A 25,791-nucleotide genomic window follows, 5' to 3' on the forward strand; every position below is an offset into this window, starting at 1 on the left:
GACGCTGTCTGCACCTGGGATATCATTGACCAGGACGTTTACCGTCACCGGCGCGTTCTCCGCCGCCTGACTGGCTGCGTCGGCGACCGCCGTGGGCTCATCATCGATAATCGTGATCGTGAACGTGTCGCTGTCGCTATCGCCGTCCACGTCGGTCACGGTGACGGGGATCGTCACCGTGGTGTCGTCGCCCCCGGTGTTGTCAGTGAGCGTGAACGTATAGTCGACGGTGCCGGTGGTTGGATCGTATGCGGTGATCGTCAGCGCACCCTGCGGCAGGCTGATGACTTGCCCCGGGCCCGTGACGACGACCCCGCCTACCTCGACGCTGGCGATGCCATCAGGCGCCGACACCGTGATCGTGCCGCTCGTGCTCTCGACATCGCTGGGCGAGTCGGTACCTGGCGCCTCGTTGGAACGTGCCGGCAGGCCCGCTTCGTCGACGATCGTGCCGGCCGATCCTGCGGGCGGCAAGGAGACGACCGCTGCGGGGCTGTCGTCGATGGTGATCGTGAGTGTGGCGGTGTCGCTGCTGCCGTCACCATCAGTCAACGTGTACGTAAAGGTATCGGTGACGCCGCCCGCAGTGCCAGGCGTACGAACAAAGGTATAGGAGCCATCCGCTTTCAGGGTCAGCGTGCCATATTGTCCGGCAACCACGAGGTTTCCGGTCGCGTCGTACGTGGAATCGCTCCCGCCAAACCCGCTCACTGCGGTCACGCTCGCGCCGTCGGCACCCTGGACGTCGGCGCCAGCAGCGCCGCTGGTGGTGGCGGCGCCGGTTATCACGTTGCCAGTTTCGGGTCCGTAGGTGCCAGCCGCGATCCGGTCAGTGTCGTTGTTCGCGACCGGCGCATCGTCGAGTACGGACACGGTGAGCGAAGCGTCCGCTGTGTCACCATCGGTGTCGGTCACGGTGACCGCAAAGGTATCGCCGGGCGTGCTGCCGACGACATTGTCGCTCAACGTGTAGCTGTAGCCGATCGCGCCGGGCGCAATACTGGTGATCGTCAGGATGCCGTTCTTGCCCGCAATCGTCTGACCGATGGCGGTGATCGGAGTGCCGTTGATCGTGACGGAGGCCAGGCCGTCCGCCGCTGCGATCTGGATAGTCCCAATCGTGGTTTCCGAAGCGGCACCGGCGTCGCTGCCCGCCGGTTCGCCGTTGCCGCGCGCCGGCAGCCCTGCTTCTGCAACTTGCGCGGTAGCGAGCGTGGCACCCGCGGGCTGGTCGGGGGTGACGACGAATACATCCGGCTCGCGATCGATGAGCTGCGGGATGATTTCCTGTTCTTCCGGTTGGGGGAAGCTGAGCTCGGTGTAGGGGAGCAGATCACCCAGGCCGAACGCTGCCTGGAGCGGATCGACCGGACCGGCGAAGTCGCCGCCGGAACTCTGCGGGTTGCCTGCGGCAGGCTGCGGCTCGTTGCCGATGAGGAGTGCCGCGAGGTTGAGCGGCGGTATCGCGACATCGCCGATAACCAGTTGCGGCATGACAATGGCGCCGTCGGGAATGACGTAACGCGTTCCATCGGCACCGGTGATGACCAGATCGCGCCCCTCGACACGGATGTTGTCGAGTTCGGTACCGGGCGGGAGGATTACGACGCCTGCGGCATCGGGAGCGAGAACCTGCGCCGCAGCCCTGCCGCGTGGGGCCGCCGCAGAGACATTGGCCTGCATCAGATTGGAGGACTCGTCACCGACTGAGCGGTCCGCACCCGCCAGCGTGTTTTCATTGAAGTCCATAGTCCTGTCCAATCTGAGACTGCGTTCGCATCGCGCGGCACATCAACGAGATCGGAAGGCGTGCCGCGAGAAGTTCCAGACAAGCTGGAAACTCAACCCCCAATCGCGCGGCCCTGAACGCACTCACCAGCCGGGTAGCCCATGCGAGTCGTTCGTTAGTTCAAGTCGAACAGGATTCCGAAAAGGTTACAAGCTTATTTACCATTATAGCACCAGCGAGAGCGGTCCTGAGTTCAATCGTGCGCTCTCGGATCGTTAGTTGATCCAGGCTGACACAAGTTGACTCTTGAAATTGCCTGCGGTGTTCTGAAGCGATCTTCTGTTGAAGGCGGGCGAGGGTTCCGAGTCGCTGAGGACAGCCGACATCCCGGGGGAGAGCCAAGATGGCATCTGTATTGAGGGACAAAGTCGCTGTATCGGCCGTTGCCGCGGCGGCGCTGGCGCTGCTCGGCGGCGTTTCACTGATCCAGGCGGGAGGGGCAGGACGGCTTGCCGCTCCCATATACCCGCTCCGGTTCGAAATACCGGACCGTCAGGTGGCGACGCCGTTTCGCAGACCCGAGCTGGCGTCACCGGGCCAAGAGATTTTGGCGCCATCGCAGTCGAAAGGCCTCGAAGGTCCGGCAACCCTGCAGGTCGAGCCCCGTACTAAAAGCGTTTCGCCAGGAGTATTACCAGGCCTAGTCCCGGTCTCATTCCGCCTGCCTGGGGCAAAGCTGGAAGCCCCGTCGGACAATGGCGTGATTCCGGTTGCGATGCCGCTCTTTTATGATGGCATCGAGGTGGGGGTGGCGCCCATGTGGATCGATCCCGCAGGTGCCATCACGATCGATAGTGCTGCCTTGTCGAGTGCTGTAGCGACGGCCAATCCGCCGTTGGCAGACGCGGTGGCCCAATCGGGGCAGGATCGCACAAGCTTTTCGTCGCTGAGAGCGCGAGGCCTATCGGTCAATTACGATCCGATCAATAATCGGGTCATCTTGCGAAATTAGACGCTACAGAGAGCCTACTGCGCCGGAACTGCGCTTCGCGAGGCTGGCGCTCGATCGCTGTTCCGCGCGATGCGCTTGCGCAATTGGCTGGCGGCGACGGCGGGGATGATCACCGACAATGCGATCCCGCCAAGTGAACAAAGCCCCAGCCATATGGCCATCAGCGTCCCCCCCGCCTCGTACATGCCCCACAGCACGGGCACCGCAAGCACCAGCCCACGGATTTCGTTGAGGACCAGCGCGACGACACCCACTTTCAGCATAGCCGCAGCGAGGGATGATAACGAACCAAGCATGCGACACTAACTGGGCGAACAGAGTTTATATCCCGTTAAATGGGCGCTGCTTCGGTCATCGCGTCAGCGGATTGACTGCCCGTCCAGCCTGCCGGATTTCGTAGTGCAGATGCGGCCCGGTCGAGCGGCCGGTGGAGCCGACCAGGCCGACTACCTGGCCTTTGCTTACCCTCTGTCCCGGAGCGACCAGCAAACGGGAAAGGTGTGCAAAGCGCGTCTGGATCTGGTTGCCGTGGTCGACCACCACCAGTTGCCCGTAGCCGCCGTTCCAGTTGGCAAACGATACCACTCCGCTCGCCGTCGCGTAGACCGGCGAACCTGCAGGCGCGGCCAGATCGACGCCGCTATGCATGCGAACCCCGCCGGATACGGGATGTCCGCGCATTCCGAAGCGGCTGGTCAAGGACGACGATGCAAGCGGACGCCCGTCCACTCGCTGCGCCGCCGATGAGGCGAACGCCATTCGTTGGTCCGCACGGACCGCGCCGTGCAGCGCAATCGGTGCTCCGAGGCCGTCGCCAGCCTTGCTGACGGTAATCACCGGCTTTGCAGCGGAATACGCCGTAGGGGTGGGCGCGGTTGACACCTCCTCCGCCCGTACAGCGCACCAACCAGCGCTCGCCGCCACCGCTTGGAGAACGGCGACATTCCTCCAGGCAGATCCCCGGGTCATGCGAGCAACACCGCGACAAGGCCCCCGAAGCCAATGGCGACCCCGTAAGGCAACTTGTCGAAATCAGTAGACTCTCCAGGTGTCCTACGAGTCCGGCCATTTAGTCGGGTGACGAGGAAAACGACCAGCAGGATGAGCCCGCTGGCTCCCACTGCGGCCAGCAGCAGGAGACCACGATCGATCGGCAACCATGCCGCAATGGCTGCATAGAACTTGGCGTCGCCCGCGCCGATGACCTTCATCGCGAACAGCGCCATGGTCACGATCAGTGCCGCAGCTAGATGAGCCAGAGCTAGGGCCGCGCCTTGCCAGCCTTGCTCGACGCCCACGTAAGCAAGACCCGCGAGCGCCGTCACTGCGCAGACCCAATTGGGGATTTTTCGCTGGAATATGTCTGTCCAGCAGGCCGTAGCGACCAGTCCGATAAGCAACGCCAGGAAGGCGATCTCAGGCAAGGCCAGCTTGTCGCCCACCGGGTTGTCAGTCCTTGGGCTCGGCCCGGCCGTCCTCGGTCCTGATCTCCGACAGCGCGAAGCGGATCGGATAGGACGGCGTTGCTGCGCGCCCGACTTGGATGACGGCCTGACGGCTGTCGCGTGCCACAGGTTCGGACCCGATCCGGACCTCGTTCACGGATACACGGTGCGCTGCGGTGCTTGAGGATTGCACGGTTATCCCGCCGCGCAGGCTTTTGACGGCATCGACGCGCTGGGGCGCGGCGGCGACTTGCATGGTTGGGGCGGCCGTGGCGCTTGGTTGAGGCTCGGGCAAGGGCACTGCCAGCACGGGTTCCGCGGCGCGCGGCATCCCGTTGCGGGTGTAGAACAGCGCCAAATTGGAGCGGTGCTTTTCCTCTTCGGGTGCAAGAGCGATCGCGGTCTGGAAAAACCGTTCAGTGAGGTCGCCGCGACCGAGGCGGCTGTACGCCACTGCCAAGCCGTTGAAAGCCGCGGCCGCATGCTCCGGGTAGGACTTCGCGATCATGAATGCGGCGATCGCATCCGATGTGCGGTTCTCGACCAAAGCAGTGCGGCCTTCCTCGAGTTGCTCTGCACCGAAGTTTTCCGGCAATGCCTGCGTATGTAGCGCGCTGCGCGACTGGCCGCCCATTCCGAGCATCTGGCATCCGCCAAGCGACAATGCGATGGCGACAGCCAGAGCTGCGGTTCTCGTCCTGGAATGGTTTGGGGACATATTCAGCCTCCTGACATGAGCGGGAAGATGTTGCGGACCATGAGGACCGCCGCGGGGAGCATGAGCGTGCCGATCATCGTCGGGAGCATGCACGCGACGAGTGGTATGGAAATGAGCACCGGAAGGCGGTGCGCTTTTTCCTCGGCACGCATCTGGCGACGCTCGCGCATTTCCGCTGCGTAAACGCGCAAGGTGGTGGCTACGCTCGTGCCCAGCTTGTCCGACTGGATGATCAAGGTGGTGAAGGCTCGGATTTCGTCGACCGCCGATTCCTCGGCAAGCTTGCGGAAGGCTTCGTCACGCGAGGAGCCGGCCCGCAATTGCAGGACAGTGATCATGAGCAGCTCCGCGACCTTCGGGTGCGAGTTGACCATTTCGCGTCCGACCCGGTCCATCGCGGCCTCGAGCCCCAAGCCGGATTCGACACACACCAGCAGCAGATCGAGGCAGTCGGGGAAGCCATTGATGATCGCTTCCTTGCGCCGGTCCGCTCGCGCCCGGACGTAGAGGTTCGGCAAGTACAGGCCGACCAATGCCAGCACCGAGCCGATGAAATAGACCTTGAGGAACGACACTGGCTCGTCGCTCGAGTAAGCGAGCACGATATAACCGAGCGGCAGCACGAAAATCAGCATCAGCCGAACGAGCGTGTAGATGCGTGTCGCGGATGGCGAGGTGAACCCGGCTTGCTTCAGCAGCGCGGTGAGGCGTTCGTTCTTGGTATCGGCAAGATTGAGGCCCGCCCTCTCGACCGCAGCGGCGAGCTGGCTCCAAGCGGTTTTGCTCTCGCGTGCGCGCAGACTTTCCGATTGTCCGGGCACGAGCGCAGGGCCCGAAGTCAGACGTCCGAGCTGGTCGCGCACGGTTAGCCTGCGATTTGCGTAACTCAGGCCAAGGAGCGACAAACCGGCCACTACGCCGAACACGGCGAGGAGCAGCAAGATGCGGAACGTTGCGTTCTGTGCGGCGAGCTCGATCATGTCAGACCTTGATGTCCACGAGGGCGCGGATCCAGAAGACGCCGATGAAATACCACAGGATCATCAACGGCAGCCCGATGATGAAGATGATGTCCTGAGCAACGTCGAGGTAGAAGGCCGGATTGACGAGGAACATGCCGACAAAGGTCAGTACCGGAAGGACGGTGAGAATCCATCCGGTCATCCTGCCTTCGGAACTGAGCGCGCGGACCTTCAGGTACAGGCTCGCGCGGGCACGGATGATGGTCGACAGGTTCTCGAGAATCTCGGCGAGGTTGCCGCCGGTTTCACTCTGGACCGCCAGGCTGACGACGAACATACGAATGTCCTCAAGGTCCCAGCGGTCGGCCATGGCGTCGAGAGCGTCGGTCAGGTCGGCGCCATAAGCCACCTCGTCGCCGATGAGGCCGAATTCGCTGCCCAGAGGGTCTTCCATTTCATTGGTCAGCAGATTGATCGCACCGGCGACCGGATGGCCCGAGCGGAGTGCCCGCACGAAGATGTCGAGCGCAATCGGGAATTGCTGCTCCATCTTTTTCCGCCGCCGCTGGCCAATGCCGTTGATAATCATCACCGGCAGGCCGACCGCCACGGCAAAGGCGAACGCGAAGCACAACAGGAAGACGCCAGGTGTCAGCGGAAAGCCCGAGAACGAGGCGCTCAGAAGCAAAACTGTCGCGACCAGCAGCATCCCCGCGCCCATGCCCAGGAGCAGCTGCTGCAGGGTAAGCGGGATGGCGGACGCGAAGAGCGAGCGCTGCAGGCTGCGCATGAAGGCGGCGACCGGACCGGGTAATTCCTTGAAGTCGCTTGGTGCGTTCTTGCGAAGCTGTGCGGCGATCTCCAATCGATCGTTGCCTTGCCGGATCAGTTGAAGCCGCTTGTTGACCGCGGCGACGCGAGCCCGGTTGCGCCAAACCGTGCCGAGCAAGACCTGGCTGAGCAGGAAGACCGAGGCGAAGATCGCCAGCAGGATCACGACGCGGACAATAAGGTCGAGCATCAGGAGAACTGCAACTCGGGACGGAACAGGTCCGCGGGCAAGTCGATGCCGCTGGCGCTTGCATCCGCGAGCAGCTTGGGCCGAATACCGGTTGCCTCGAAGTGGCCCAGCACTTCATTCTGATCGGACCGGCCGGTGATCTTGTAGCGGAAGATCTCCTGCATGGTGATGGTCGAGCTTTCCATGCCGGTCACCTCGGTTAGGCTGGTCACCTTGCGGCGTCCGTCGGCCAGACGAGCGACCTGAACCACGATGTCGATTGCCGAGGCGATCTGGGCACGCGCGGAGGCGGGTGATATTTCGATCCCGCTCATGCCGATCATCTGCTCGATGCGGGACAGCGCGTCGCGCGGCGTGTTCGCGTGCACCGTGGTCATCGAGCCGTCGTGGCCGGTGTTCATCGCCTGGAGCATGTCGAAGGCTTCCCCGGCGCGTACTTCACCGATGATGATGCGGTCCGGCCGCATGCGGAGCGCGTTCTTGACGAGGTCACGCTGATTCACCTCGCCGCGACCTTCGATGTTGGCCGGGCGGGTTTCGAGACGCGCCACGTGCTCCTGCTGCAACTGCAATTCAGCCGAATCTTCGATCGTGACGATCCGCTCGCGCGAATCGATGAACGAGGACATCGCGTTGAGCAGCGTCGTCTTGCCCGAGCCGGTGCCGCCGGAAATCAGCACGTTCTTCCGCGATGCCACCATCGCCCGCATGACTTGCGCCATCGGCTCAGGGACGCTGCCGAGTTCAATCAGGCGATCGATCCCGATCCGCTTCTTCGCGAATTTGCGCACCGAGAGCAGCGAACCATCGATCGCCAGCGGCGCGATGATCGCGTTGACGCGCGAGCCATCGGCGAGGCGAGCATCGACAAATGGCGAGGATTCGTCGATCCGCCGCCCCACGGCACTGACGATCTTCTGGATGATCCGCAGCAGATGCTTCTCATCCTGAAAGCGCGTCTGCACCCGCTCAAGTAGACCGAGCCGCTCGACAAACACGGTGAGATGGCCGTTGACGAGGATATCGGTGATCGACTCATCCTTGAGCAGCGGCTCGAGCGGGCCGAGCCCCAACAGTTCATCGAGGACCTCGATTACCAAGGCGTCGCGTTCGGCCGCGTTCAAAGCCTCGCGGCGCTCCGCGAGAAGCTCGCGGACGATGTCACGTATCTCCTGCTCGATCTGCGCGCGGGGAAGTTGGTCGAGCGCGGCCAGGTTGATCTTGTCGAGCAGGGCGCGATGGATGGAGACTTTCAGGCCGAGATTACGGTCAGGCGCCGGCGTGTCGGCCGTCGCCTTCGCAACGATGTTGGAATCGGTGACCGTGGACCGCGTTGGCTGAGACGCGGTCGGTAGCTTGATCGACCACGCGTTCATCGGTCGGATCCTGCACCGTCAACGATCATTCCGGCAAGCGCGGCGATATCGGTTGAAAAGCGATTCTTGCCATGGGTCGCCGAGATCAGCAGCCCCTGGTCCTGCGCCGCGCGCAGCGGCGGACCGGCGTCGGCAATCGTTGCCAGCAGCGGCGCACCCAAAGTCCGCTCGATATCGGGGGTCCGGAGGCTGCGAAATACGCCGCGCTCCACACGATTGACGACCACACCCGTGCGATTGGCGGGCACCTCGACGCTGGACAGGAGGTTGAGTGTCCGCTTCGCCTGGTTGAGACCGGAGATCGACGTGTCGGTGAGAAGCAGAATCTGGTTTGACCAGCTCACCAGCGACAGGGACCAGTCGGTCCACATCGGCGGGAGATCGAACACCACGTAGTCAAAGCTGGCCTGGATCAGCTTGATTGTCGCGATGAGATGGTCGACGTCGATCCGGTCCACCGGTGCGATCACCGATGGGGCGGCAATGACGCTGAAGCCAAGGGCCGTGTCGGTCACCGCGCTTTGCATCAGTTCGCGGTCGAGCCGGGTGCCGGCATCGAGCAGCGACTGGATGCTCACTTGCGGTTCGAGACCAAGATACGAGGCGACCGTGCCTTTCTGCAAATCGAGATCGACCAGGCAGACCCCGCGACTGCCTTCGTTCTTCTTGCTGAGAGCGGAAGCGAGATGCGTCAGCACGCTGGTCGCGCCGGCGCCCCCGGTCGCGCCGATCAGGGAGATCGACTGGCCAAGGTCGGCCGGCGACTGCAGTTCCGCCTGCGATGACCATGCGTCAAGCAACTGCTCCTGCAGCTGCGGGAGTGAAAATGGCAGTTCGGTAACGTCGATCACGCCCTGCCGGATCAGGGCGCGCACCAGGGAAAGATCCGTCTGCCGCAGGGCTGCTATGATCGCGACGGTAGGATGACCGGCGCGAATGGCGGCAAGCCTACGCAGTGAAGCGTCATCACCAGCATCCACCTCAAGCACCATCACGCGCACGTTCCGAACAAGGTCGTCGGGGATGGCGGCGTAGGCCGGGAGCGGATGCAACGCAGCGGCGCCCATTACGCCTGCCGGCTCGAGCGCGTGAAGACTTGAAAGGAAGCGATCCTCGGCAACAATCAGCGTCTGGCCGGTCAAGCTGGCGTTCATGGCGTCTCGCATGGGGAAGGGGTGAGCCTGGCTGGTCATTGTCGCACCTAGTTGGAGTACGTTCCGGCACCGTCTTCCATCGTCAGCGAATACGATGCGCCGGGAATACCTATCGCGATCAGGCTGCCGAGGAAGAGAGGACGAAATTCAAGACTATCGATCCGCACGGTGACGACGGGCGCTACATCGGGTCCGTTGGGATCGCCCGAATAGCCCAAGCCGGACCAGGCATATTCGACGTCGACATCCGCAGAATTCAGCCGCGGCTGGATGTCCTGCATGCGGCCCACCAGCGCATCAAAGGCGGTTTGCGCAGTCGCGTCGATAGTCGTGCTGAACGGGCAGGTCGCAGCGCATGCGCAGGCAAGGGTCCCGCTTGGTGAGCTGCAGGTGACCGTCGGGAAATTTGCCTGTGGCACGGGCAGGCCCTGATCAACGATGCCATTGATCGCATAACTGTAGCATTTCAGGCCCGCAGTAGCCGCTCCAGAGGTAGCACAACCGATGTCGCCGCCTGGTATGATGTCGGTCGCCACTGCCCAGCGCGCTCCGATCTGCGCGGCTTTTTCGTTTTCGTTAACGAACCAGATGAACCGGCCGACATCGATGATCCCGAGCAGGAACAGCAAGAACGTCGGCAGCACCAACGCGAATTCCGCAGCAGAGGCGCCGCTGCGGTCTTGCATGAAGGAGCGGAGCACGCGCAACATGCTATAGCCCCATGACCGCGGCCTGCGCTTGCGCACGGACGATGGCGCCCTCGGTGTCGAAGCCAAGCGCGCCGAACAGCGAGGGATAGGCGACCTTGCTCGAGACAAGCACCCGCGGCGCGGTTCCGAGGTCCTCGTAGATGCCCGTGGTAGTGGCCGCGTGGCACGAGACGCTTACGCTGACATCGGCGGCATCCCAGCCGTAGATGCGTGCCACGCCCCCGCCAGGCTTGCCGCTGAGGGTGACGTTGGCGATGTCTTCTTTGACATCGGCGATCGACGGGAGTCCGGTGCCCGAGGCAGGCACCGTAAGATCAGGGCCGCATCCGGTATAGTACTCGTACGGCAGGCGCGCGGCGTAGCGGGCGCCGTCCCGCACGCCCTTAATGACCTTGTGCTCAGCCAGCATGTAATTGCCGGCTTCGAACCCGCCGAACATCAGCACCATGACCATCGGCAGGCACAGGGCCAGCTCAGCGGCCGCAGCACCGCTTTCGCAGCGCCAGAGGGTCAGCGATCGCCTCATTGAATGAGATACGGCACGTCGCGCCGTACCTCCTGCGAAGAATACGTGCCATTGCCCGCGAGGCGCGACTTCCCGATGATCTCGAAATAGACCGCATCACGGAAAGGATTGTGCCGGTCGGCATTGTCGGTCGAGGGCTCCACCAGAAACGCGTCGATCCATTCGTCGATGATCACCTCGGTGGAGGTGCCGGATAGCTGGGCGCAATTCGATACCACCGCCAGGGTCATGACGCGGCGATTGGCATCGCCGGCGGGAAGACCACACACGGGCGCACGTCCCCGTCCGGCACCGATCTCCCATAAGTAGGTTTTGTAGCGCGTGATGGTTTCCCACCCGGTTGGACGGGTCACGCCGGCGTGGTTGGTGGCGAAGTAGTCCTCGCGCGCCCACACTCCGTCGCCGAAGCGGCCGCCCGCGACGCTGCCGCACAGGCCCGTGCCGTTGAAGGTGTCATAGTGGCAAAGATCGCGCGGCAGGCCCATGCGGGAGATATTGCTATCGTACCGGGTACTCGAATTCGCGGGCGAGACCGCTACCGGATTGAATTCATTGCCTCCGCTGGGCATCTGGAACCCGTTGTTGCCCATGCGGCAGGTGTTTCCGCCGCCGCCGCCGCTGCCACCGCTGCCGCCGCCCCCATTACCGTTATTACCGTTGCTGTTTCCGCCGCCACCGCCGTTGCCGTTGCCCGTGTTGACGTGATCCATGATCACGTTCGGCGCCGGCGGGCAGTCGCCGCCCTCACAGCTCGACAGCGCGTTTCCTCCGTTGGAGGGGAAATCGTAGATGCCGAAGCGTGTGTTGATCGCGTCGTAGAGGCCTTGCGGGTTGCCGGTGTTCACGCGGTTGCCGTCGACCGAGACGCAGTCGATCGGCGGGTTCGCGAAGGCGAGTGCCTGGAGGAGGCGGGCGTTGCGGCTGTTCGCTGTGCCATCCTGAACCTGCAAGAAGCCGAAATTGCCGGGTGACCATTTGTTGTTGATGTCGTCGCCAGGTGCGCCGCCCTGGCCCGCGCTCTTGGTTGAATGCCCGGTTGCGACGATGCCTTGGCCGGTACGTCCGTCGGCATTGAACGGCTTGGTAGGATCGGGGCTGCAGATCATGATCGGCGGCACCTTGCACACCGCGCTGCCGACCCCGGCGAGCGCGGCTGCGTGAAGATCGCCCGATCCGCGCGCCGTCGCCATGATCGGCGTGAGCGCGTAGAGCGCCTCGCGCGGGTTCACGAAAACCTCGACGAACTTGGCCTCCGCATCGGTATTGGCCACCTGCGTCTTGTTTCGGTCCTTGAAGAACCTGACCCACTGGAAGCCGGCCTCGCCCGGGCGCTTCGTCAGATCGCCCGCGCCGCACGCGTTGGTGCCGGTGACCGTGATCTGGTTGCCGCCGCCGTCGTTGGACAGCATGCTGAGATTGCTCAAGAGGCCAACGGCGGCCGCGCTCGCCCGGGCGCATGCCCCCGGGGTCGTGCCCACGGGCCCCCGGCCGTCGAGCTGTGTGGCAGCGGCGAGGGCGGCCTGGTCGGCGGCGTTCTGCAGCTCGCTGTCGATCGCGACCATGCGGGTGTAATCGTAACCGACGCCGGCCACGATCACGAGGCCAGTCAGCGCAATGGCATACGTCGCGGCGACCGCGCCGCCTTGGTCACGCCAGAACTGTCGGGTTCGCGTGATCACCGCACACCAGCCTACTGCGGCCCGCCGGACCCTGAGGACGTCGTCTGCCGCACCGGCTGCTTGACCTTGTCGGTGCGATAGCGCTCCGCCGCCTGTCCGGCGTGCTCGCCGCTGGTGGGCGGGTTGAGCGTGTCATACTGCGGGTCCGGGTCGACGACCTGGGCCGCCATCGTCTGGCGGTTGGCCTCGCCGAACTCGGATGCGGGCGGTCCGGGATAGTTATGCGTGCACGCCGCCACCGCCGGCAGCAGGGCGAGGATCCCGGCGCTTCGGGCGTTAATACGCATATCCGTCTCCCTCGGTGGTGGCGGCGGCGGTCGCCGCCGCGGCAGGCTGCGAGGCCGCTCCGGCGGCTGCGATCGGCACAGCGCCGGGCTGCGGGGGCAGGGCGACCGGGCGATAGCTGTCACCGGTGGTGAGGACGTCGGTCGGCTTTGGATCGGCGATCCGGTCGGTCGGCAGGCGCACCTGTTCGGGACGGATCGGCGCGACAAGCCGCGGAGTGACGACGATCAGCAGCTCGGTCTCGCCCTTCTGGAAGCTGGAAGAGCGGAACAATGCGCCCAGGATCGGGATGTTGCCCAGCAGCGGAAGCTGGCGCACCGTCGTCTGGTAATCGTTACGCAGCAGACCGGCGATGGCAAAACTTTCGCCGTCGCGCAGCTCCACCGTGGTGCTGGCGCGGCGAGTCTGCAGGCCGGGCACGGTCAGGCCGTTGACGGTGACCGAGGCGCTCGAATCGATCGAGCTGACTTCGGGTTCGACCACCAGGCTGATCACCTTGTCGCTCAGCACCGTGGGCGTGAACCCCAGGCTCACGCCGAACGGCTTGAATTCGACGGTGATGGTATTGCCACCGCCGCCGCTGCCGCCGCTCGATTGTGCGACGGGGATCGGGAACTCGCCGCCTGCCAGGAACGAGGCGCGTTCACCGGACAGCGCCACCAGGGTCGGTTCGGCGAGGGTCTTCGACAGGCCCTTGCGCTCCAGCACGTCGAGCGTCGCATCGATGTTGAGCGATCCGATGCTGAACGCCTTGCTGAGGATGCCGAAGGAATCGACGATCGCGCCAAGCGTCAGGCCGTTTTCGGCGTCGAGCCCAGCGCCTTCTCCGATCGCACCCCGGAAGGTGCCGTCGTTCGACAGGCCGAAGCCACCGACCCCCAGTCGCTCACCCATCTGGCGGTTGATCTCGGCGAACTTGACCTCGAGCATGACCTGCTGGCTGCCGCCGACCTGGATCATGTTGATCACGTCTTCGCCGCCGTAAGCCTTGGCGATCTGGTAGGCGCGGTTAGCGGCGCCGGCATCGTTGACGAGCCCGGTCAACACCAGCTTGCCGGCCGAGATGCGCGCTTCCACCGGCTGCCCGGGGACGAGCTCGGCAATCTGCGTGCGAAGACCTTCGACATCGGGCCCCACCTCGACATCCATCACCGCGATCACGCGGTTGGCGCGGTCGTAGAGGGTGAGGCTGGTGGTGCCGAACTTCTTACCCAGCACATAGACCGACTGTTCGGAGATCGGCAGCACATCGGCCACTTCGGCATTGCCGACCATCGCGCGGGCGATAGCCCGGTCGGCGGAGACGACCTGGCTCTTGTTGACCGGAACCTCAATCGATCCGGCGTGGATGCCGCTCGACTGGGCCAGCGCCGGCGCGGCGGTCAGGCCGGCGGCGGAGAGCGCCAGTGCGGCGCACATGGTGCGGAACGAGTTCATCGACGGCCTCCCAGGGTGCCGACTTCGTAATTGGTCGGCTCGGTGCCGCGCACGACAGTCATCGCGGGGCCGGAATAGACAGGCACGGCCGCCGCGGGCACGGAGCCGGTGGCGGGCGGGCTGATCGAGGCGAAGACGGGCGCGCGCGGCGCGCTGGCGGTGTTGCCACCACCCGAACCGCCGCCGCCCCCGCCGCCACGGCCGCCGATCGCAAGGCGCGGCATGCCGAGATTGCGACTGGTCATCGTCTTGGCGACGCGCTGATGTGGGCCTTCACCGTCGACTACGAAATCGGGCTCTATCTTGCGCAGGGTAAGCTGGAGGGTACCCATCCGGTTGGCTACTGCCAGACGCGAGGCATCGGTGGGGTTTACGGCTAGGGTTACCGTCTTGCTAGGAAGGGGGTTGCCCTCCTTGTCGTTGGCCATCTGATCGACCGCCAGGACTTGCGCGCTTTCGAGCACGACATCGGCGCGCTGATCCTGTGGGCTGGCACCGTCGCCTTCGATCTGGCGCAGCAGCAGCACATCGACCAGCATTCCCGGCAGCACGAATCCGGCCACGCCGTTCACATTGTCAACCGGAATCGAAATCGCCCGAAAGCCATCGGGCAGGAGAGCGGCGAGCGTAGCGCGGCCATCGGTGCCGCTGACCTTGCTGGCCAGCACTGGCTCTCCGGGGACGATCGGGCGAAGTGCCACGCGATTGTCCTTGAGAGCGGCGGGAATGGAGGTGAACGCTCCCTGTGGCACGGAAGAGGCGGGCCAATTCTGAAGCTTGAGGTTTTGCGCGGTCAGCGGCTGCCCGAATTCGAGCGGCTGAGTGGCAACCACGATGCGGGCGAGCCTGTTCTGCTCGGCTTCCGCTTCCGATTTCTGTTCGACACCTGAGAAGTACGCATTTGCCAAGATGACAGCCACAAGGCCGAGCACCAAGGCTGCACCGACCAATAGCAGATTGCGTCCCTGCATTTTGCCCCCCAAACAAGATGATAACCGGCTGCGACTACGTCGCAGCCGGTTATGTGATTAGGCGCAGGTATCGGCAGTGGACCAGGTTTCGGACGTGGCGCCGGTCTTGCCCGTGCTATTGTTGCAGTTGTGGACGTCGTTGGCTGCGGTGCCGATCGCGTTGGTCACGTTGTTGCCGAGCACGAGAGCAGCGGCACCGATGCCGACGCCGACGATGGCGATGATCAGGGCGTATTCGGCAGCCGAGGCGCCGGATTCGTCAGCGATAAAGCTCTTGAGAAAAGTCTTCATGGTCACATTCCCATCAAATTGGCGCCGGGGTCATGATAAGGCGCACGTTTCCTGTCATGGCCCCGGCATCTATTTCCGGCTGGCCAGTCCAAAGGCTGGTTTAATGTTCGGACCCGGTATCGTTGTTTTCTACGGCGAGGCCAGGCTTTGCCCGATCACCACACCATCCTTCGAAACCGACACTATTTTCGTATTTTGAGGGAACCGGGTCAAACTAAAAGCGTTAGCACAAAATTAACGTTGAAAATCAGTGCGCTAAGGCTTTCTAATATTAATCAGATGGGTTAATGTAATCCGGGTGGTGCGAATCCATCACGCTCCGAAAGGGGGGAATCCGGCGATTCGTGCGCGCTTTTTGGGGATAAAAGAGTTAACGCGGTTGCCCGAGTCGGGGGGTGCGATCGTTACCTTCAAAGTGCTCAAAAACTAATGAGGTGAGATGACCGGTTTCTGGCGCCGCTACACCGCATCAGTGCGCCGCCGCAGCGAGCGAATCCCGCCCGCGCTCGCCCGTTTGGCACCGGCGTTGTGCCTCGCCTGGACCGGCGTTTTCATGATGTTCGCGTGCCTGCGCGTGATCGCTTCCCCCGCGCCGGGGACGCTCGGTGAGCTGGCGCAGATCCTCGCGTGCTATACCGTCATCGCGCTGGCCCCGCTGGCGGGATATTCACTCGCCGCCGCGGCTTATCCGAGCGCACGAATGGTGCGAGCCTCGCGTCTCCACCTGCCGATCCCGGGCCGCTGGCGGTTCCTGAGCGCGGAGGACGCACGCCGCCACCCGCTGTTCGGGCCGGCCGGCTTCATGGCATCGCTGCTGATCGGCCTGTTGCTGAATGTCGTTATGCGGAGCGGGGAATTCCTCCTCGCCGTTCCCGCGCTGAGCGCCAGCGCCCCGCGATGGGCGGAGACCATGTTCGTGCTGATGGCGGCCAATGTCGCGGTGATGAGCTTCCTCTACATGGCGTGTTTCGCGATGGCCCTGCGCAGCGTTCCGCTGTTTCCGCGCATGATGGGCTTCATCTGGCTGCTCGACATCGCCTTTCAGCTGTTCATCTCGCGCAGCCTGGGCGCGATCCCCGGCTTGCCGGGAGAGGTCGCCGCGCCGCTCGGCACCCTTCTCCAGGGCAACATCCACAAGGTGCTGATCAGCGCCTTCGTGTGGCTGCCCTATCTGCTGCTGTCGGACCGGGTGAACGTGACCTACCGCCACCGCCTGCCGGCCACCGTCCCCCTGCCGGGGCGTGCTTCCGGCTAGCGCTCCGCTCGCCAGCGGCGCATGACCGCGCCCAGCGTATCGCGGTCAGCCCGGTCGTCGCCCCATTTCTCGCTGAACGAGGGATCATCCGACGCCGGGCGCTTCGCCGGCTCCAGCGTGTCGATCATCACCCGCATCGGCAACGGCACCCCTTCGCCGCTGATGATGCATTCACGGTTGCGCAGCGCGCCGACCGCCCCGGCGATGCTGCGCGCGCCTTCGGTCAGCGCGGCGATGAGATGCCCCTGGTCCGCCTGGTTGTTGAGCCGCAGCGACATGATGGTGCCGCACTGCGACAGCGCGGTGCTGGAGAGTTCCGACGGGCGCTGGCTGACAAGGCCCAGGCATACGCCGTACTTGCGCCCTTCGCGCGCGATCCGCTCGAGCTGCCGACGGACCGACCGTGTCGCCTCGGACGGGGCGTGCGGCAAATAACGGTGCGCCTCCTCGCACACCAGCAGCACGGGCGCCTGCTCCTGGCGCGGCGCCCAGATCGCGTAGTCGAGCGTCAGCCGTGCCAGAGTGGCGACGACGACGTTGACCACCTCGGTCGGCACGCCGGCCAGGTTGACGATGGAGATCGGCTTGCCGGCATTGGGGATGCGCAGCAGATCGCCCAGCAGTTGCTCGATCGAGGACGAAGCGTGCTCGGCCGCGAACATGAAGCGAAAGCGGCGATCGTTGAAGAACTGCTCGATGGTCAAGCGCAGGTGGGTATATCGGCTCGCCTCGGCGATGCGCTCAAGCCGGCCGGCTTCGCTCTCCAGCGCCTCGATCAGGTCTTCGTACTGGTAGGATATCGGGGTATCGGCGGTGATCCGTCCCGGATCGAGCGCCTGGATGTTGCGCATCCGCGCCCGCTGCAGCGCCTTGGCCATGATGTTGGTATCGATCGTCCGCTCGTCGCCCTCGGCCGCGACGAACACGTCGCAGTGCTCCTCCAGATTGAGCGCCCAGTATGGCACCACGAGGTTGTCGACGTCCCACACCTGCGCGCGGTCGCCGAAGGCTCGCGCATACTCGCCGTGCGGGTCCAGGACCACGACATGCCCCCCGCCGATTTCATCGACGATCCGGTGGAGCATGAGCGCCACCGAGGTAGACTTCCCCGAGCCACTCGATCCCACGATCGCGAAGTGCCGGCCGAGCAACTGGTCGAACAGCACCGGCGCGCGCACGCCCTTTGTCGGGAACACCGTGCCAATGCTGATATGCGCCGCAGCGGGAGGGGCGAAAATGGTCGCCAACTCGCTTTCGGTGGCCATGCGGACCGGGTCGCCCGGTTGCGGAAAATTGACGACGCCGCGGCGGAAGCCGGTCAGGGAGTCGATCGTGCCGAGGGTGCCTTCGCCGATGTATTCGCATTCGGCGATCAGCTTGGTGCCATCGGCGGGATCGGTGTGCAGGCTCACTATGGTTCCGAAGACCGGCGTTCCGCGCACGTCGATGCGGACAATCGCGCCTACCGACCGGTTCTTCGCGGTCTGGTCGTCACCATCGCCTTGATCGCCCCAGGCTCCCAACCCGAACCTGCAGGTCGCTACGCGACCGTCGGTGCCGAAGATATGACCGAGCGGCTGCCTACCAGTTTCCCCCACCAGTATTCCCCCTACAACGCATGATCGAACGCGCTCAGAAGTGGAACTGACCACAAAATGAGAATGGAAGCCAGCCGGTGCAGCGGCTTTGTTCATGCTTGACGCTGTCGGGAAGAATTTTTCCTGAGCATTCGAGATCAGAGATCAGGCGAGCTTAGTCGTAGCAAGGCTCGATCCTTTAAGCGCAGGGGATCATAGCGTAAGACACACGGGCGAGCGGAGAAGGCAGAAGTGCAAGTCATCGGCGGGAACGATGCAGCCGTGCCTGACGGAAAATTACTATACAAATCAGCGCCGCTTTTGCATTGTTCTCGAGAAGCCCGCTGGGGAGCGGGGATCAACTGCTGTTGTAGGGAGCGACAAGTTGCAGACGCGGTGCGGACTGGAATCGCAAAACTGGTCTCGCCGCGCAGTTCCTACTTCTCGCCGCCGGCGGTGTAATACTGCGACGGCAGGGGCGTACCTCCTTCCCCACAAAATGACGGCCCATCATAACGTTTCCCGCGTTTCGCGCGCTCTTCGGCCCAATCGGTGATGCCGATAGCGAGCCACGGATCCTGCACCCGCCTGCGCCGCGACGAACAGACGGGCGTGTGGGAGTGCGGCCACGTCGCGTTCTCGCCGGACGGAGAGTGGCTTTCCATCGGGGATCAGCAGACAGTGCTCGATCACCGCTCCGCCGCGCTGTTGCGGGGGTTGGTCGAGGCAGGTGGCCGCGTCGTCAGCAAGGACGAGCTGATGGCCCGCGCCTGGTCGGGGCGGGTGGTGCACGAGAACTCGATCGCCAAGGCCATCAGCAAGCTGCGCGTTCTGCTTGCAGGGTCCGGTCTCGTGATCGTGACGGTGCATGGCATCGGCTACCGCCTGGAATGCGCGGAGATGCAGCCGGCACCCGCGCATGAGCCGACCCCGGCGCCCACGCCTGCGGCTTCCGACGCGCTTGCGGATGACACAGCGCCATCTTCCCGGCGAACATCCCGGCGCAACATGCTGCTCGCGGCCGCTTTGGCCGTGGTGGTCGGTTTGTTCGGCTGGGCGGCGCTCGAGTGGAGCCGTGGCGGGCTATTCCACGTTCCCGTGCGCAGCGCTCCCCCGCTGACCAACGACCCGCGCAACGCGATCGGGACGGTCTTGTGGGTGGATGACAACCCGCAGAACAATGCGCTGGACGTGCAGTATCTCCGGTCGCGTCGGGTGGCGGTCCACCTTGCGCCATCCTCAGCCGAGGCGGATCATCTCCTGGCGATCAACCACTATGACCTGGTCATTTCCGATCTCGGGCGAGGAGAGGATCGGCTGGCCGGGATCAAGCTTGCCCGGGACGCGAGAGCACGCGGCTTCACCATGCCGATCATGATCTACACGATGCGGCCTCCGGATCCTGCTCGTCAGCGGGCGCAGCGGGAACTGGTTGATCGTCCGGCGGTCGCCCGGCGAGCAGCTGCTGATTGTCGAGACAATGCTGGCTCTATTGATCGCCGCGATCGGCGTGGCCCTGTTGCCGTTTCGCTGGCTCGCGTGGTTCGCGGCACGGCCGGGGGCGGGTTGCATCGCGGCTGAACCGGACCAGGCCAACGGGATCGCGCGGGTGATCGAAAGCTGTGCCGCGCGCTCCCCGCTGCGCGCCAAATGCTTTGAGCAGGGGCTTGTCGCGGTGTGGCTGCTGCGGCGTGGGGGGTACTCAGCCACGCTGCATTATGGTGTGGCCAGAATGGACGAAAAGGTCGTTGCCCATGTCTGGGTGCTTTCGGGGGATCAGCCGGTCGTGGGGTGTGCCAACCGCCACGCATTTGCGGAACTCGCGCGCTTCCCCAAGACGTAGTTCTACAATCCCTCCGGCTGCCTGTCTCAATCGCGCGGTCGTGCGGACCTTGGTGTGGCTTGAAGTTGCCCTCTGGCAGGAGCAGTTATCCGCGGTGCTTTCCCAGAAAACCCGTTACGCCATCCGGGCGATGCAGCATCTGACCGATCGGCACGGCCAGGGTCCAATCCGGTTGAGCGAGATTGCGGAAGTGCAGAATATCCCCGCTAACTTCCTGACCACGATCCTGTCAGAACTCTCCCGTCTGGGCATCGTCGCTTCGCAGCGCGGCAAAGACGGGGGCTATTGGCTCGCCGTGTCGCCAATCGACATTACGTACGGCGACTTGATCCGGGTCATGCGCGGTTCGCTCGCGCTGGTCCCTTGCGCCAGCCGGTTTGCGCACGAGAAGTGCCGCAACTGCGTCGAGGAGGGCGACTGCCGCACCCGGGCACTGATGCTCAAGGTCCGCGACCAGACCGCTGAAATTCTCGATGCCATCAGGCTGTCCGACAGGATCGATCCGGTACCCGCGACCTTGGTGGACGAAGATTAGCTTGCTCCGGCTCATGCCGAATTTCTGCACGCATCGTCGCAAGATCATTGTCAACTAATTCAGTTGAGAATACGGGAGCTGCTCACGCGGCGTGCCGCAATCCACGGAGAGACAGCATGGCTGCAGTTCCCGAGCGCTTCGATCCCGCCCTTCTTCCAGAGCATCTGCGCGTCGTGGCCGAGGCGCTCGAGCGGCTCAGCTATGGCGTGGTTCAACTCACCGTGCACGACGGCAAGCTCATGCAAGTGGACGTCACCGAGCGTCGCCGCTTCTCCTAAGTCCTGTGCCGCCGACGGGCGGCGATAGACAATCGCACAGGCCAGACCGGACCTCCGGATGTGCCCCAGACAAGAACACCTCGCCGCTGTCGGTGAGGCATCGTTCGGGCCATCACGAGGAACACGATCTTGACCATTCGCAGCCTGTTGCTCGCCGGCGTTGCCGTGAGCATGCTTTCCACTCCGGCATTGGGGCAACAAACAGATGCCGATGCAGCGACCGATCCGCAGGACGACCTTGCTGCCCCCTCAAGCGACGTCGGAGAGTCGCCATCGTCGGCTGGCACCGGCGCGCGTGACGAAGACGCGATCGTAGTGACCGCGACCCGCCGTTCGCAGCAGGCGCAGGACGTGCCGATTGCCGTTTCCGTCGTGGGCGGGGAGCACATCGACAGCACCGGCAGCTTCAACGTCGGCCGTTTGCAACAACTTACGCCGACCTTGCAGTTCTACAGTTCCAATCCGCGCAACACGGCTGTCAACATCCGCGGCATTGGCGTGCCCTTCGGCCTGACCAACGACGGGATCGAGCAGGGCGTCGGCATCTATATCGACGACGTTTACAACTCGCGGGTCGCCTCGGCGACGTTCGACTTTCTCGATGTCGCGCAGATCGAGGTGCTGCGCGGCCCGCAGGGTACGCTCTACGGGAAGAACACCACCGCGGGCGCTATCAACATCACCACGCGCCAGCCCACCTTTGAATTCGAAGGACGCGCCGAGGTGTCGATCGGCAATCGCGGGTTCCGACAGGCGAAGGCAGCGGTCTCCGGTCCGTTGAGCGACACGGTTGCCGCGCGGCTGGCGATTTCGAGCACCGGGCGCGACGGAACAATCTATAACGTGACGTCGCAGCGACCGATCAACGAACAGGACAATCTGGGCCTGCGCGGGCAAATCCTCTGGCAGCCTTCGAGCTCGATCGACCTGACGCTGGCCGGCGATTACAGCAAGCAGGATCCCGAATGCTGCGGCACGGTGTTCGTGCGGACCGGCGCCACCCAACGGCCACTCGCGCGGCAGTTTGCCGCATTGGCCGCGGCGCAGAACTATGCCCCCGTCAGCACCGATCCGTTCGACCGGCTGACCGACCTCGACGCCAGTCTGAATGCGGGCAACAAGCTTGGCGGTGTGTCGCTCCGCGCAAACTGGGACGTGGGCCCGGGTACGATCACCTCGGTGACCGCCTGGCGGTTCTGGGACTGGAAACCTGAGAATGATCGGGACTTCACCGGGTTGCCGGTGACCACCGAATCGAACAATCCTTCGCAGCAGGACCAGTGGACGCAGGAATTCCGCTTTGCCGGGACGGTGGGCGATCTCGACTTCGTGCTCGGTGCGTTTGGCTTCAAGCAGAAGGTGCGCACCCAGGGATTGCAGGAACAGGGCCCGGTGGCCAGCCGGTGGCTATTATCGGGAGCGCTGGCCAATGACCCGACCGTCCTTGATGGCCTGCGGGCGGAAAACGACATCCGGCTCGACAACGTCAGTGCGGCTCTGTTCGGGCGGGCCAGTTGGCATGTCACCGATGCACTGACGATCACGCCCGGCGTTCGGCTGAATTACGACAAGAAGGACGGACTTTACGATTCGGTCGTGACCAACGGGGCTGGCCAACTCGTCACTTTTGCCAGCAATGATCCACGGATCGTGGCGCAGCGCGGCGTGCTCGCCCCGCAGCGGTTCGAGGTTGCTTATCGTGACTGGAACATTGGTTACGATCTGTCAGTTGCCTACGAACTCAACCCGGATGTGCTGGCGTATGCGACCTATGCGAAAACCTTCAAGTCGGGCGGCGTTAACCTGAACGGCGTTCCAGCGGACGCACAGGGGAACCCCATCCTGGCCGCCGGGACCGTCGATCCCGAGGCGGTCCGTCATTATGAGGCGGGGCTGAAAAGCCAGTTCTGGGACCGGCGGATTACCGCCAACCTCGCCGCGTTCCGCACCGACATCGCCAATTACCAGGCGCTCGTCACTAACGGCCAACTCGGCGTGCTGCGCGGCTATCTTGCCAGCGCGGAGGCGGTGCGCACTCAGGGCGCTGAAATCGACCTGTCGCTGCGGCCCAGCGAGCGGTTCAACCTGTACGTCAACGGCGCTTACACCGACGCAAAGTATCGTAATTTCGTCGATGCGCCTTGCCCACCGGAGCTGTCCGGCGGCACGGTCGCAGGACCCGGACAGACACCCAGTCAACCCGGCACGCCAGGGGGCACCAGTCCGGCCAACTGCGATATCTCCGGTCAGCGCTTACCGGGCGTTTCGAAATGGTCCTTCTCGTTTGGAGGCGAGGCCAATCTGCCCGCCACGGTGCTGGGTCTGCCGGGCCAGGCTTACCTCGGCTATGACGGGAGCTATCGAAGCGACTTTTCGTCCAACCCGACGCCCTCCGCCTACACCTGGGTCGATGGCTATTCGCTGCATAACTTCCGCTTGGGCTTTCGCAGCGAGGAAGGGTTCAATCTGTTTGGGTGGGTCCGCAACGCTTTTGGTGAACGCTATTTCGAGCAGCTCCAGGTACCGAGCGGGAACACCGGGCTGATCGTCGGCAACCTGGGCGATCCGCGCACCTACGGCCTTACGATACAAACGCAGTTTTGACCTCTCGAGAGGAGATACGCACTTGCTTGAGTTATCCACCTGGACGCTTGCGGGGCTCTTGCCGTTCATCGCGATCGGCTTTGTCGCCCAGCTCATCGACGGCGCTCTCGGCATGGCGTTCGGGGTCATTTCCCAAACCTTGCTGGTGACGATCGGAGTGCCGCCGGCCGCTGCTTCGGCCAGCGTCCATCTGGTCGAGGTGTTCACCACCGGCGCGTCCGGCGCGAGCCATATCTGGCATCGCAATGTGGATTGGGGACTGTTCAAGCGGCTGGTGCCTTTTGGCGTCGCCGGCGGAACTTTGGGGGCATATCTGTTGTCGAACGTCGACGCGTCTGCGGCCCGGCCGTTCGTGATGGCGTACCTCGCCGCGATCGGGTTTTACCTGCTGTATCGCGCTTTCAGGATGAACCTTGAGCCCGTGTTCGCGGATCCCAAGACGACGCGCCCGCTCGCCCTGGTCGGCGGGTTCCTTGACGCGGCCGGAGGTGGCGGCTGGGGACCCGTGGTGACATCCAACCTGCTGATCCAGGGAGGCGAGCCGCGCCGGATCATCGGCACGGTCAACTCTGCCGAGTTCCTGCTCGCGCTGACGGTATCGATCACCTTCCTGCTGACGATCGGATTGGAAGCGTTCACCATCGCGGCGGTGGGACTGATCCTGGGCGGGGTCGCAGCGGCCCCCTTCGGAGCAATCTTCGCCAAGCGGATCAGGCCGCAGTTACTGCTGTTCGCGGTGTCGATCGTACTTATCGCCACCAGTGTCTACAGCATCGCAAAGGCATGGCCCATTTTCTGATGGGGCGGCCACGAATGTCTTTTGACGGCGGAGGCGCAAGTTCGTATCTGCATCGTACCGGGACCAAGCAACCTCCCGGACAGGCCCTGAGCCCAAGCGTTGCCTTCACGTCCCTGCACATGCGGGGTCAGAAGGTATGACGAGCATGGACACGATAGCGCCGAACCATCCCACCCTGAGAGAGCTTACCCGCGTGTCCGCGCGCATCGGTTGCCTGTCCTTTGGCGGACCAGCGGGACAAATCGCCCTGATGCACCGCGAGATCGTGGAGGAGCGGCAGTGGGTCGACGAGGAAGAATATCTGCAGGCCCTCAACCTGTGTCACCTGCTCCCCGGCCCGGAAGCGCAACAACTCGCCACCTGGATCGGCTGGAAGTTCCACGGGTGGAAGGGCGGGGCGATCGCGGGCATCCTGTTCGTGATCCCAGGCGCGCTGGTCATGCTTGCGCTGTCGATCCTCTATGCGCTTGCTGCCGACCTCGATTGGTTCGCTGCGATCTTCCTTGGCATCAAGGCGGCGGTCCTGGCGATCATCGCCCAGGCCCTTCTGCGTATTGCCGGGCGGGCTCTAAAGACGAGAGCGCAGCGTGTCCTTGCGGTGTCTGCGTTCACCGCCCTGTTCCTGTTCGATGCACCGTTCCCCGCAGTGGTGCTGGGCGCGCTGGCGATCGGAGCGCTGATTGGCCGCTCCCGTCCGGACCTTCTGGCGATAAAGCCCGCACCGTGTTCCGAAACGCCTGAGGCCGCTCCCTGGGGGGCGACGATCAAGGCGGTGCTGGTATGGCTTGCGATCTGGGCGGCGCCCATGGCCGCCGTGTTGGCATACCTCGGTCCGGATCACGTGATGTGGGACATCGGGGTGTTCTTCTCCAAACTGGCGGTGGTCACGTTCGGCGGCGCTTACGCGGTGTTGGCATACATGGCGCAGGAGGCGGTGACCGGTCTCGGCTGGCTGAGCGGGGGCGAGATGGCCGACGGGCTGGGGCTTGCCGAGACGACGCCCGGTCCCCTGATCATGGTCACGCAGTTCGTGGGGTTCCTGGCCGCGTTTCGCGCACCCGAACCCTTCGGCCCGATCGTCGCGGGCACACTCGCAGCAGGTCTGACAACGTGGGTCACTTTCGCACCGTGCTTCCTGTGGATTTTCGCCATGGCGCCATGGATGGACCGGATGCAGCGGGCGCCGGCGCTGAAAGGGGGGCTTGCCGCGGTGACGGCCGCCGTGGTGGGCGTCATCGCGAATCTCGGAGTGTGGTTCGCCCTGCACGTTCTGTTCGCCCGTGTGTTCAGGGTTACCGAGGGGCCGCTTCGGATCAACGTCCCGGACCTCGCGACGTTCGACTGGCGCGCCGCCCTGCTCGCCATCGGAGCGCTTGTGGTCGTCTTCAGATTTAACTGGAGTATTCCTTAAACCCTGCTCGCGGCGGCGCTGGGCGGAATGTTGCTGTCGGGCACAGTTTTCTAAACAACGGGGACGAAGGGGCTGCGTTAGCGGTCGGGATAGTCCGAGCATTTCTCCGGCTGGGAGCTGAAATTCCGGGTGCCGCTTCACGCAAGCGGTTTGCTCCCGGTGCCAGAATGGCC

The 25,791-nt window shown here is 64.0% G+C and carries 25 protein-coding genes and 1 pseudogene; 9 read left to right on the forward strand and 17 right to left on the reverse strand.

From position 1 onward, the window contains the following. Positions 1 to 546: 546 nt before the first annotated feature. Positions 547 to 1,749: pseudogene (locus C0V74_RS13045) on the reverse strand (lysis protein); the annotation flags it as partial. A 383-nt stretch (positions 1,750 to 2,132) separates the two neighbouring features. Here C0V74_RS13045 and C0V74_RS00010 point away from each other — a divergent pair. Further along, on the forward strand, positions 2,133 to 2,741 hold the full coding sequence (locus tag C0V74_RS00010; protein ID WP_143250119.1) for a hypothetical protein: 609 nt from the start codon (positions 2,133 to 2,135) through the stop codon (positions 2,739 to 2,741). Positions 2,742 to 2,755: 14 nt separating this feature from the next. Here C0V74_RS00010 and C0V74_RS00015 read toward each other — a convergent pair whose 3' ends face one another. The 15 genes from C0V74_RS00015 to C0V74_RS13055 form a co-directional block, all read right to left on the reverse strand. Beyond that, positions 2,756 to 3,004 (reverse strand): hypothetical protein, encoded by a 249-nt coding sequence (locus C0V74_RS00015; RefSeq protein ID WP_143250120.1) that lies wholly within the window; start codon positions 3,002 to 3,004, stop codon positions 2,756 to 2,758. 88 nt (positions 3,005 to 3,092) lie between these two features. Further along, positions 3,093 to 3,500: a M23 family metallopeptidase gene (locus C0V74_RS13050; RefSeq protein ID WP_349236015.1), complete on the reverse strand. Its 408-nt coding sequence runs from the start codon at positions 3,498 to 3,500 to the stop codon at positions 3,093 to 3,095. 206 nt (positions 3,501 to 3,706) lie between these two features. After that, positions 3,707 to 4,183, reverse strand: a complete 477-nt coding sequence (locus C0V74_RS00025; RefSeq protein WP_168194109.1) for a prepilin peptidase — start codon at positions 4,181 to 4,183, stop codon at positions 3,707 to 3,709. A gap of 7 nt (positions 4,184 to 4,190) precedes the next feature. Beyond that, entirely contained in the window at positions 4,191 to 4,829 is a 639-nt protein-coding gene (locus C0V74_RS12785) for a hypothetical protein (protein WP_168194110.1), read from the reverse strand. Between the two features lie 77 nt (positions 4,830 to 4,906). After that, the gene (locus tag C0V74_RS00030) at positions 4,907 to 5,884 is read right to left on the reverse strand and encodes a type II secretion system F family protein (protein ID WP_143250123.1); all 978 of its coding nucleotides are present in this window, start codon (positions 5,882 to 5,884) and stop codon (positions 4,907 to 4,909) included. A 1-nt stretch (position 5,885) separates the two neighbouring features. Then, complete coding sequence (locus tag C0V74_RS00035; protein WP_246844891.1) at positions 5,886 to 6,863, reverse strand: type II secretion system F family protein; 978 nt, start codon at positions 6,861 to 6,863, stop codon at positions 5,886 to 5,888. Between the two features lie 23 nt (positions 6,864 to 6,886). Next, positions 6,887 to 8,263, reverse strand: a complete 1,377-nt coding sequence (locus C0V74_RS00040; protein WP_143250125.1) for a CpaF family protein — start codon at positions 8,261 to 8,263, stop codon at positions 6,887 to 6,889. Beyond that, on the reverse strand, positions 8,260 to 9,456 hold the full coding sequence (locus C0V74_RS00045) for an AAA family ATPase (protein WP_143250126.1): 1,197 nt from the start codon (positions 9,454 to 9,456) through the stop codon (positions 8,260 to 8,262). Before C0V74_RS00045 ends, C0V74_RS00040 begins: the two co-directional genes overlap by 4 nt. A gap of 8 nt (positions 9,457 to 9,464) precedes the next feature. After that, the gene (locus C0V74_RS00050) at positions 9,465 to 10,127 is read right to left on the reverse strand and encodes a TadE/TadG family type IV pilus assembly protein (RefSeq protein ID WP_143250127.1); all 663 of its coding nucleotides are present in this window, start codon (positions 10,125 to 10,127) and stop codon (positions 9,465 to 9,467) included. A 1-nt stretch (position 10,128) separates the two neighbouring features. Next, positions 10,129 to 10,653 carry a TadE/TadG family type IV pilus assembly protein gene (locus tag C0V74_RS00055; RefSeq protein WP_143250128.1) on the reverse strand — a complete coding sequence of 175 codons (525 nt, stop codon included), beginning with the start codon at positions 10,651 to 10,653 and terminating at the stop codon, positions 10,129 to 10,131. After that, on the reverse strand, positions 10,650 to 12,332 hold the full coding sequence (locus C0V74_RS00060; protein ID WP_143250129.1) for a pilus assembly protein TadG-related protein: 1,683 nt from the start codon (positions 12,330 to 12,332) through the stop codon (positions 10,650 to 10,652). The genes C0V74_RS00055 and C0V74_RS00060 overlap by 4 nt, the downstream gene beginning before the upstream one ends. Before the next feature lie 11 nt (positions 12,333 to 12,343). Further along, on the reverse strand, positions 12,344 to 12,619 hold the full coding sequence (locus tag C0V74_RS00065) for a hypothetical protein (RefSeq protein ID WP_246844892.1): 276 nt from the start codon (positions 12,617 to 12,619) through the stop codon (positions 12,344 to 12,346). Next, entirely contained in the window at positions 12,609 to 14,054 is a 1,446-nt protein-coding gene (locus C0V74_RS00070) for a type II and III secretion system protein family protein (RefSeq protein WP_143250130.1), read from the reverse strand. Before C0V74_RS00070 ends, C0V74_RS00065 begins: the two co-directional genes overlap by 11 nt. Continuing rightward, positions 14,051 to 15,025, reverse strand: a complete 975-nt coding sequence (gene cpaB, locus C0V74_RS00075; RefSeq protein ID WP_143250131.1) for a Flp pilus assembly protein CpaB — start codon at positions 15,023 to 15,025, stop codon at positions 14,051 to 14,053. Before cpaB ends, C0V74_RS00070 begins: the two co-directional genes overlap by 4 nt. A 57-nt stretch (positions 15,026 to 15,082) precedes the next feature. Next, a complete protein-coding gene (locus C0V74_RS13055; protein WP_246844893.1) occupies positions 15,083 to 15,316 on the reverse strand; it encodes a Flp family type IVb pilin in 234 nt (77 codons plus the stop codon). Between the two features lie 439 nt (positions 15,317 to 15,755). Between C0V74_RS13055 and C0V74_RS00085 the strand changes: the two genes are divergently transcribed. Further along, a complete protein-coding gene (locus C0V74_RS00085; protein WP_143250132.1) occupies positions 15,756 to 16,571 on the forward strand; it encodes a DUF2569 domain-containing protein in 816 nt (271 codons plus the stop codon). Here C0V74_RS00085 and C0V74_RS00090 read toward each other — a convergent pair. Beyond that, on the reverse strand, positions 16,568 to 17,983 hold the full coding sequence (locus C0V74_RS00090; protein ID WP_210413419.1) for an ATP-binding protein: 1,416 nt from the start codon (positions 17,981 to 17,983) through the stop codon (positions 16,568 to 16,570). The genes C0V74_RS00085 and C0V74_RS00090 overlap by 4 nt on opposite strands. 720 nt (positions 17,984 to 18,703) lie before the next feature. On the opposite strand from C0V74_RS00090, the gene C0V74_RS00095 reads away from it, so the two are divergent. The 7 genes from C0V74_RS00095 to chrA all read left to right on the forward strand — a co-directional run bounded on the left by C0V74_RS00095 (position 18,704) and on the right by chrA (position 25,618). Then, positions 18,704 to 19,729, forward strand: a complete 1,026-nt coding sequence (locus tag C0V74_RS00095) for a winged helix-turn-helix domain-containing protein (protein WP_143250134.1) — start codon at positions 18,704 to 18,706, stop codon at positions 19,727 to 19,729. Beyond that, positions 19,629 to 19,991, forward strand: a complete 363-nt coding sequence (locus C0V74_RS00100; RefSeq protein ID WP_143250135.1) for a lasso peptide biosynthesis B2 protein — start codon at positions 19,629 to 19,631, stop codon at positions 19,989 to 19,991. Before C0V74_RS00095 ends, C0V74_RS00100 begins: the two co-directional genes overlap by 101 nt. 94 nt (positions 19,992 to 20,085) lie before the next feature. Next, on the forward strand, positions 20,086 to 20,526 hold the full coding sequence (locus tag C0V74_RS00105) for an Rrf2 family transcriptional regulator (RefSeq protein ID WP_143250136.1): 441 nt from the start codon (positions 20,086 to 20,088) through the stop codon (positions 20,524 to 20,526). A gap of 116 nt (positions 20,527 to 20,642) precedes the next feature. Beyond that, positions 20,643 to 20,804, forward strand: a complete 162-nt coding sequence (locus C0V74_RS00110; protein WP_143250137.1) for a DUF2292 domain-containing protein — start codon at positions 20,643 to 20,645, stop codon at positions 20,802 to 20,804. Between the two features lie 129 nt (positions 20,805 to 20,933). Continuing rightward, a complete protein-coding gene (locus C0V74_RS00115) occupies positions 20,934 to 23,408 on the forward strand; it encodes a TonB-dependent receptor (protein ID WP_246844894.1) in 2,475 nt (824 codons plus the stop codon). Positions 23,409 to 23,430: 22 nt separating this feature from the next. Continuing rightward, complete coding sequence (locus C0V74_RS00120; protein ID WP_143250138.1) at positions 23,431 to 24,207, forward strand: sulfite exporter TauE/SafE family protein; 777 nt, start codon at positions 23,431 to 23,433, stop codon at positions 24,205 to 24,207. Between the two features lie 145 nt (positions 24,208 to 24,352). Then, positions 24,353 to 25,618: a chromate efflux transporter gene (gene chrA / locus C0V74_RS00125; protein WP_143250139.1), complete on the forward strand. Its 1,266-nt coding sequence runs from the start codon at positions 24,353 to 24,355 to the stop codon at positions 25,616 to 25,618. The last annotated feature ends 173 nt before the right edge of the window (positions 25,619 to 25,791 follow it).

It is taken from the genome of Altererythrobacter sp. TH136 (genome assembly GCF_007065885.1).
GTDB lineage: Bacteria > Pseudomonadota > Alphaproteobacteria > Sphingomonadales > Sphingomonadaceae > Tsuneonella.

Bases quoted from the DNA above. Each gene is read 5' to 3' on its own strand.
- C0V74_RS00010 (WP_143250119.1), top strand. From the start codon at position 2,133: ATGGCATCTGTATTGAGGGACAAAGTCGCTGTATCGGCCGTTGCCGCG.
- C0V74_RS00015 (WP_143250120.1), bottom strand. From the start codon at position 3,004: ATGCTGAAAGTGGGTGTCGTCGCGCTGGTCCTCAACGAAATCCGTGGG.
- C0V74_RS13050 (WP_349236015.1), bottom strand. From the start codon at position 3,500: ATGGCGTTCGCCTCATCGGCGGCGCAGCGAGTGGACGGGCGTCCGCTT.
- C0V74_RS12785 (WP_168194110.1), bottom strand. From the start codon at position 4,829: ATGCTCGGAATGGGCGGCCAGTCGCGCAGCGCGCTACATACGCAGGCA.
- C0V74_RS00030 (WP_143250123.1), bottom strand. From the start codon at position 5,884: ATGATCGAGCTCGCCGCACAGAACGCAACGTTCCGCATCTTGCTGCTC.
- C0V74_RS00040 (WP_143250125.1), bottom strand. From the start codon at position 8,263: ATGAACGCGTGGTCGATCAAGCTACCGACCGCGTCTCAGCCAACGCGG.
- C0V74_RS00045 (WP_143250126.1), bottom strand. From the start codon at position 9,456: ATGACCAGCCAGGCTCACCCCTTCCCCATGCGAGACGCCATGAACGCC.
- C0V74_RS00050 (WP_143250127.1), bottom strand. From the start codon at position 10,127: ATGTTGCGCGTGCTCCGCTCCTTCATGCAAGACCGCAGCGGCGCCTCT.
- C0V74_RS00055 (WP_143250128.1), bottom strand. From the start codon at position 10,653: ATGAGGCGATCGCTGACCCTCTGGCGCTGCGAAAGCGGTGCTGCGGCC.
- C0V74_RS00065 (WP_246844892.1), bottom strand. From the start codon at position 12,619: ATGCGTATTAACGCCCGAAGCGCCGGGATCCTCGCCCTGCTGCCGGCG.
- C0V74_RS00070 (WP_143250130.1), bottom strand. From the start codon at position 14,054: ATGAACTCGTTCCGCACCATGTGCGCCGCACTGGCGCTCTCCGCCGCC.
- cpaB (WP_143250131.1), bottom strand. From the start codon at position 15,025: ATGCAGGGACGCAATCTGCTATTGGTCGGTGCAGCCTTGGTGCTCGGC.
- C0V74_RS13055 (WP_246844893.1), bottom strand. From the start codon at position 15,316: ATGAAGACTTTTCTCAAGAGCTTTATCGCTGACGAATCCGGCGCCTCG.
- C0V74_RS00085 (WP_143250132.1), top strand. From the start codon at position 15,756: ATGACCGGTTTCTGGCGCCGCTACACCGCATCAGTGCGCCGCCGCAGC.
- C0V74_RS00095 (WP_143250134.1), top strand. From the start codon at position 18,704: ATGCCGATAGCGAGCCACGGATCCTGCACCCGCCTGCGCCGCGACGAA.
- C0V74_RS00100 (WP_143250135.1), top strand. From the start codon at position 19,629: ATGCTGGCTCTATTGATCGCCGCGATCGGCGTGGCCCTGTTGCCGTTT.
- C0V74_RS00110 (WP_143250137.1), top strand. From the start codon at position 20,643: ATGGCTGCAGTTCCCGAGCGCTTCGATCCCGCCCTTCTTCCAGAGCAT.
- chrA (WP_143250139.1), top strand. From the start codon at position 24,353: ATGGACACGATAGCGCCGAACCATCCCACCCTGAGAGAGCTTACCCGC.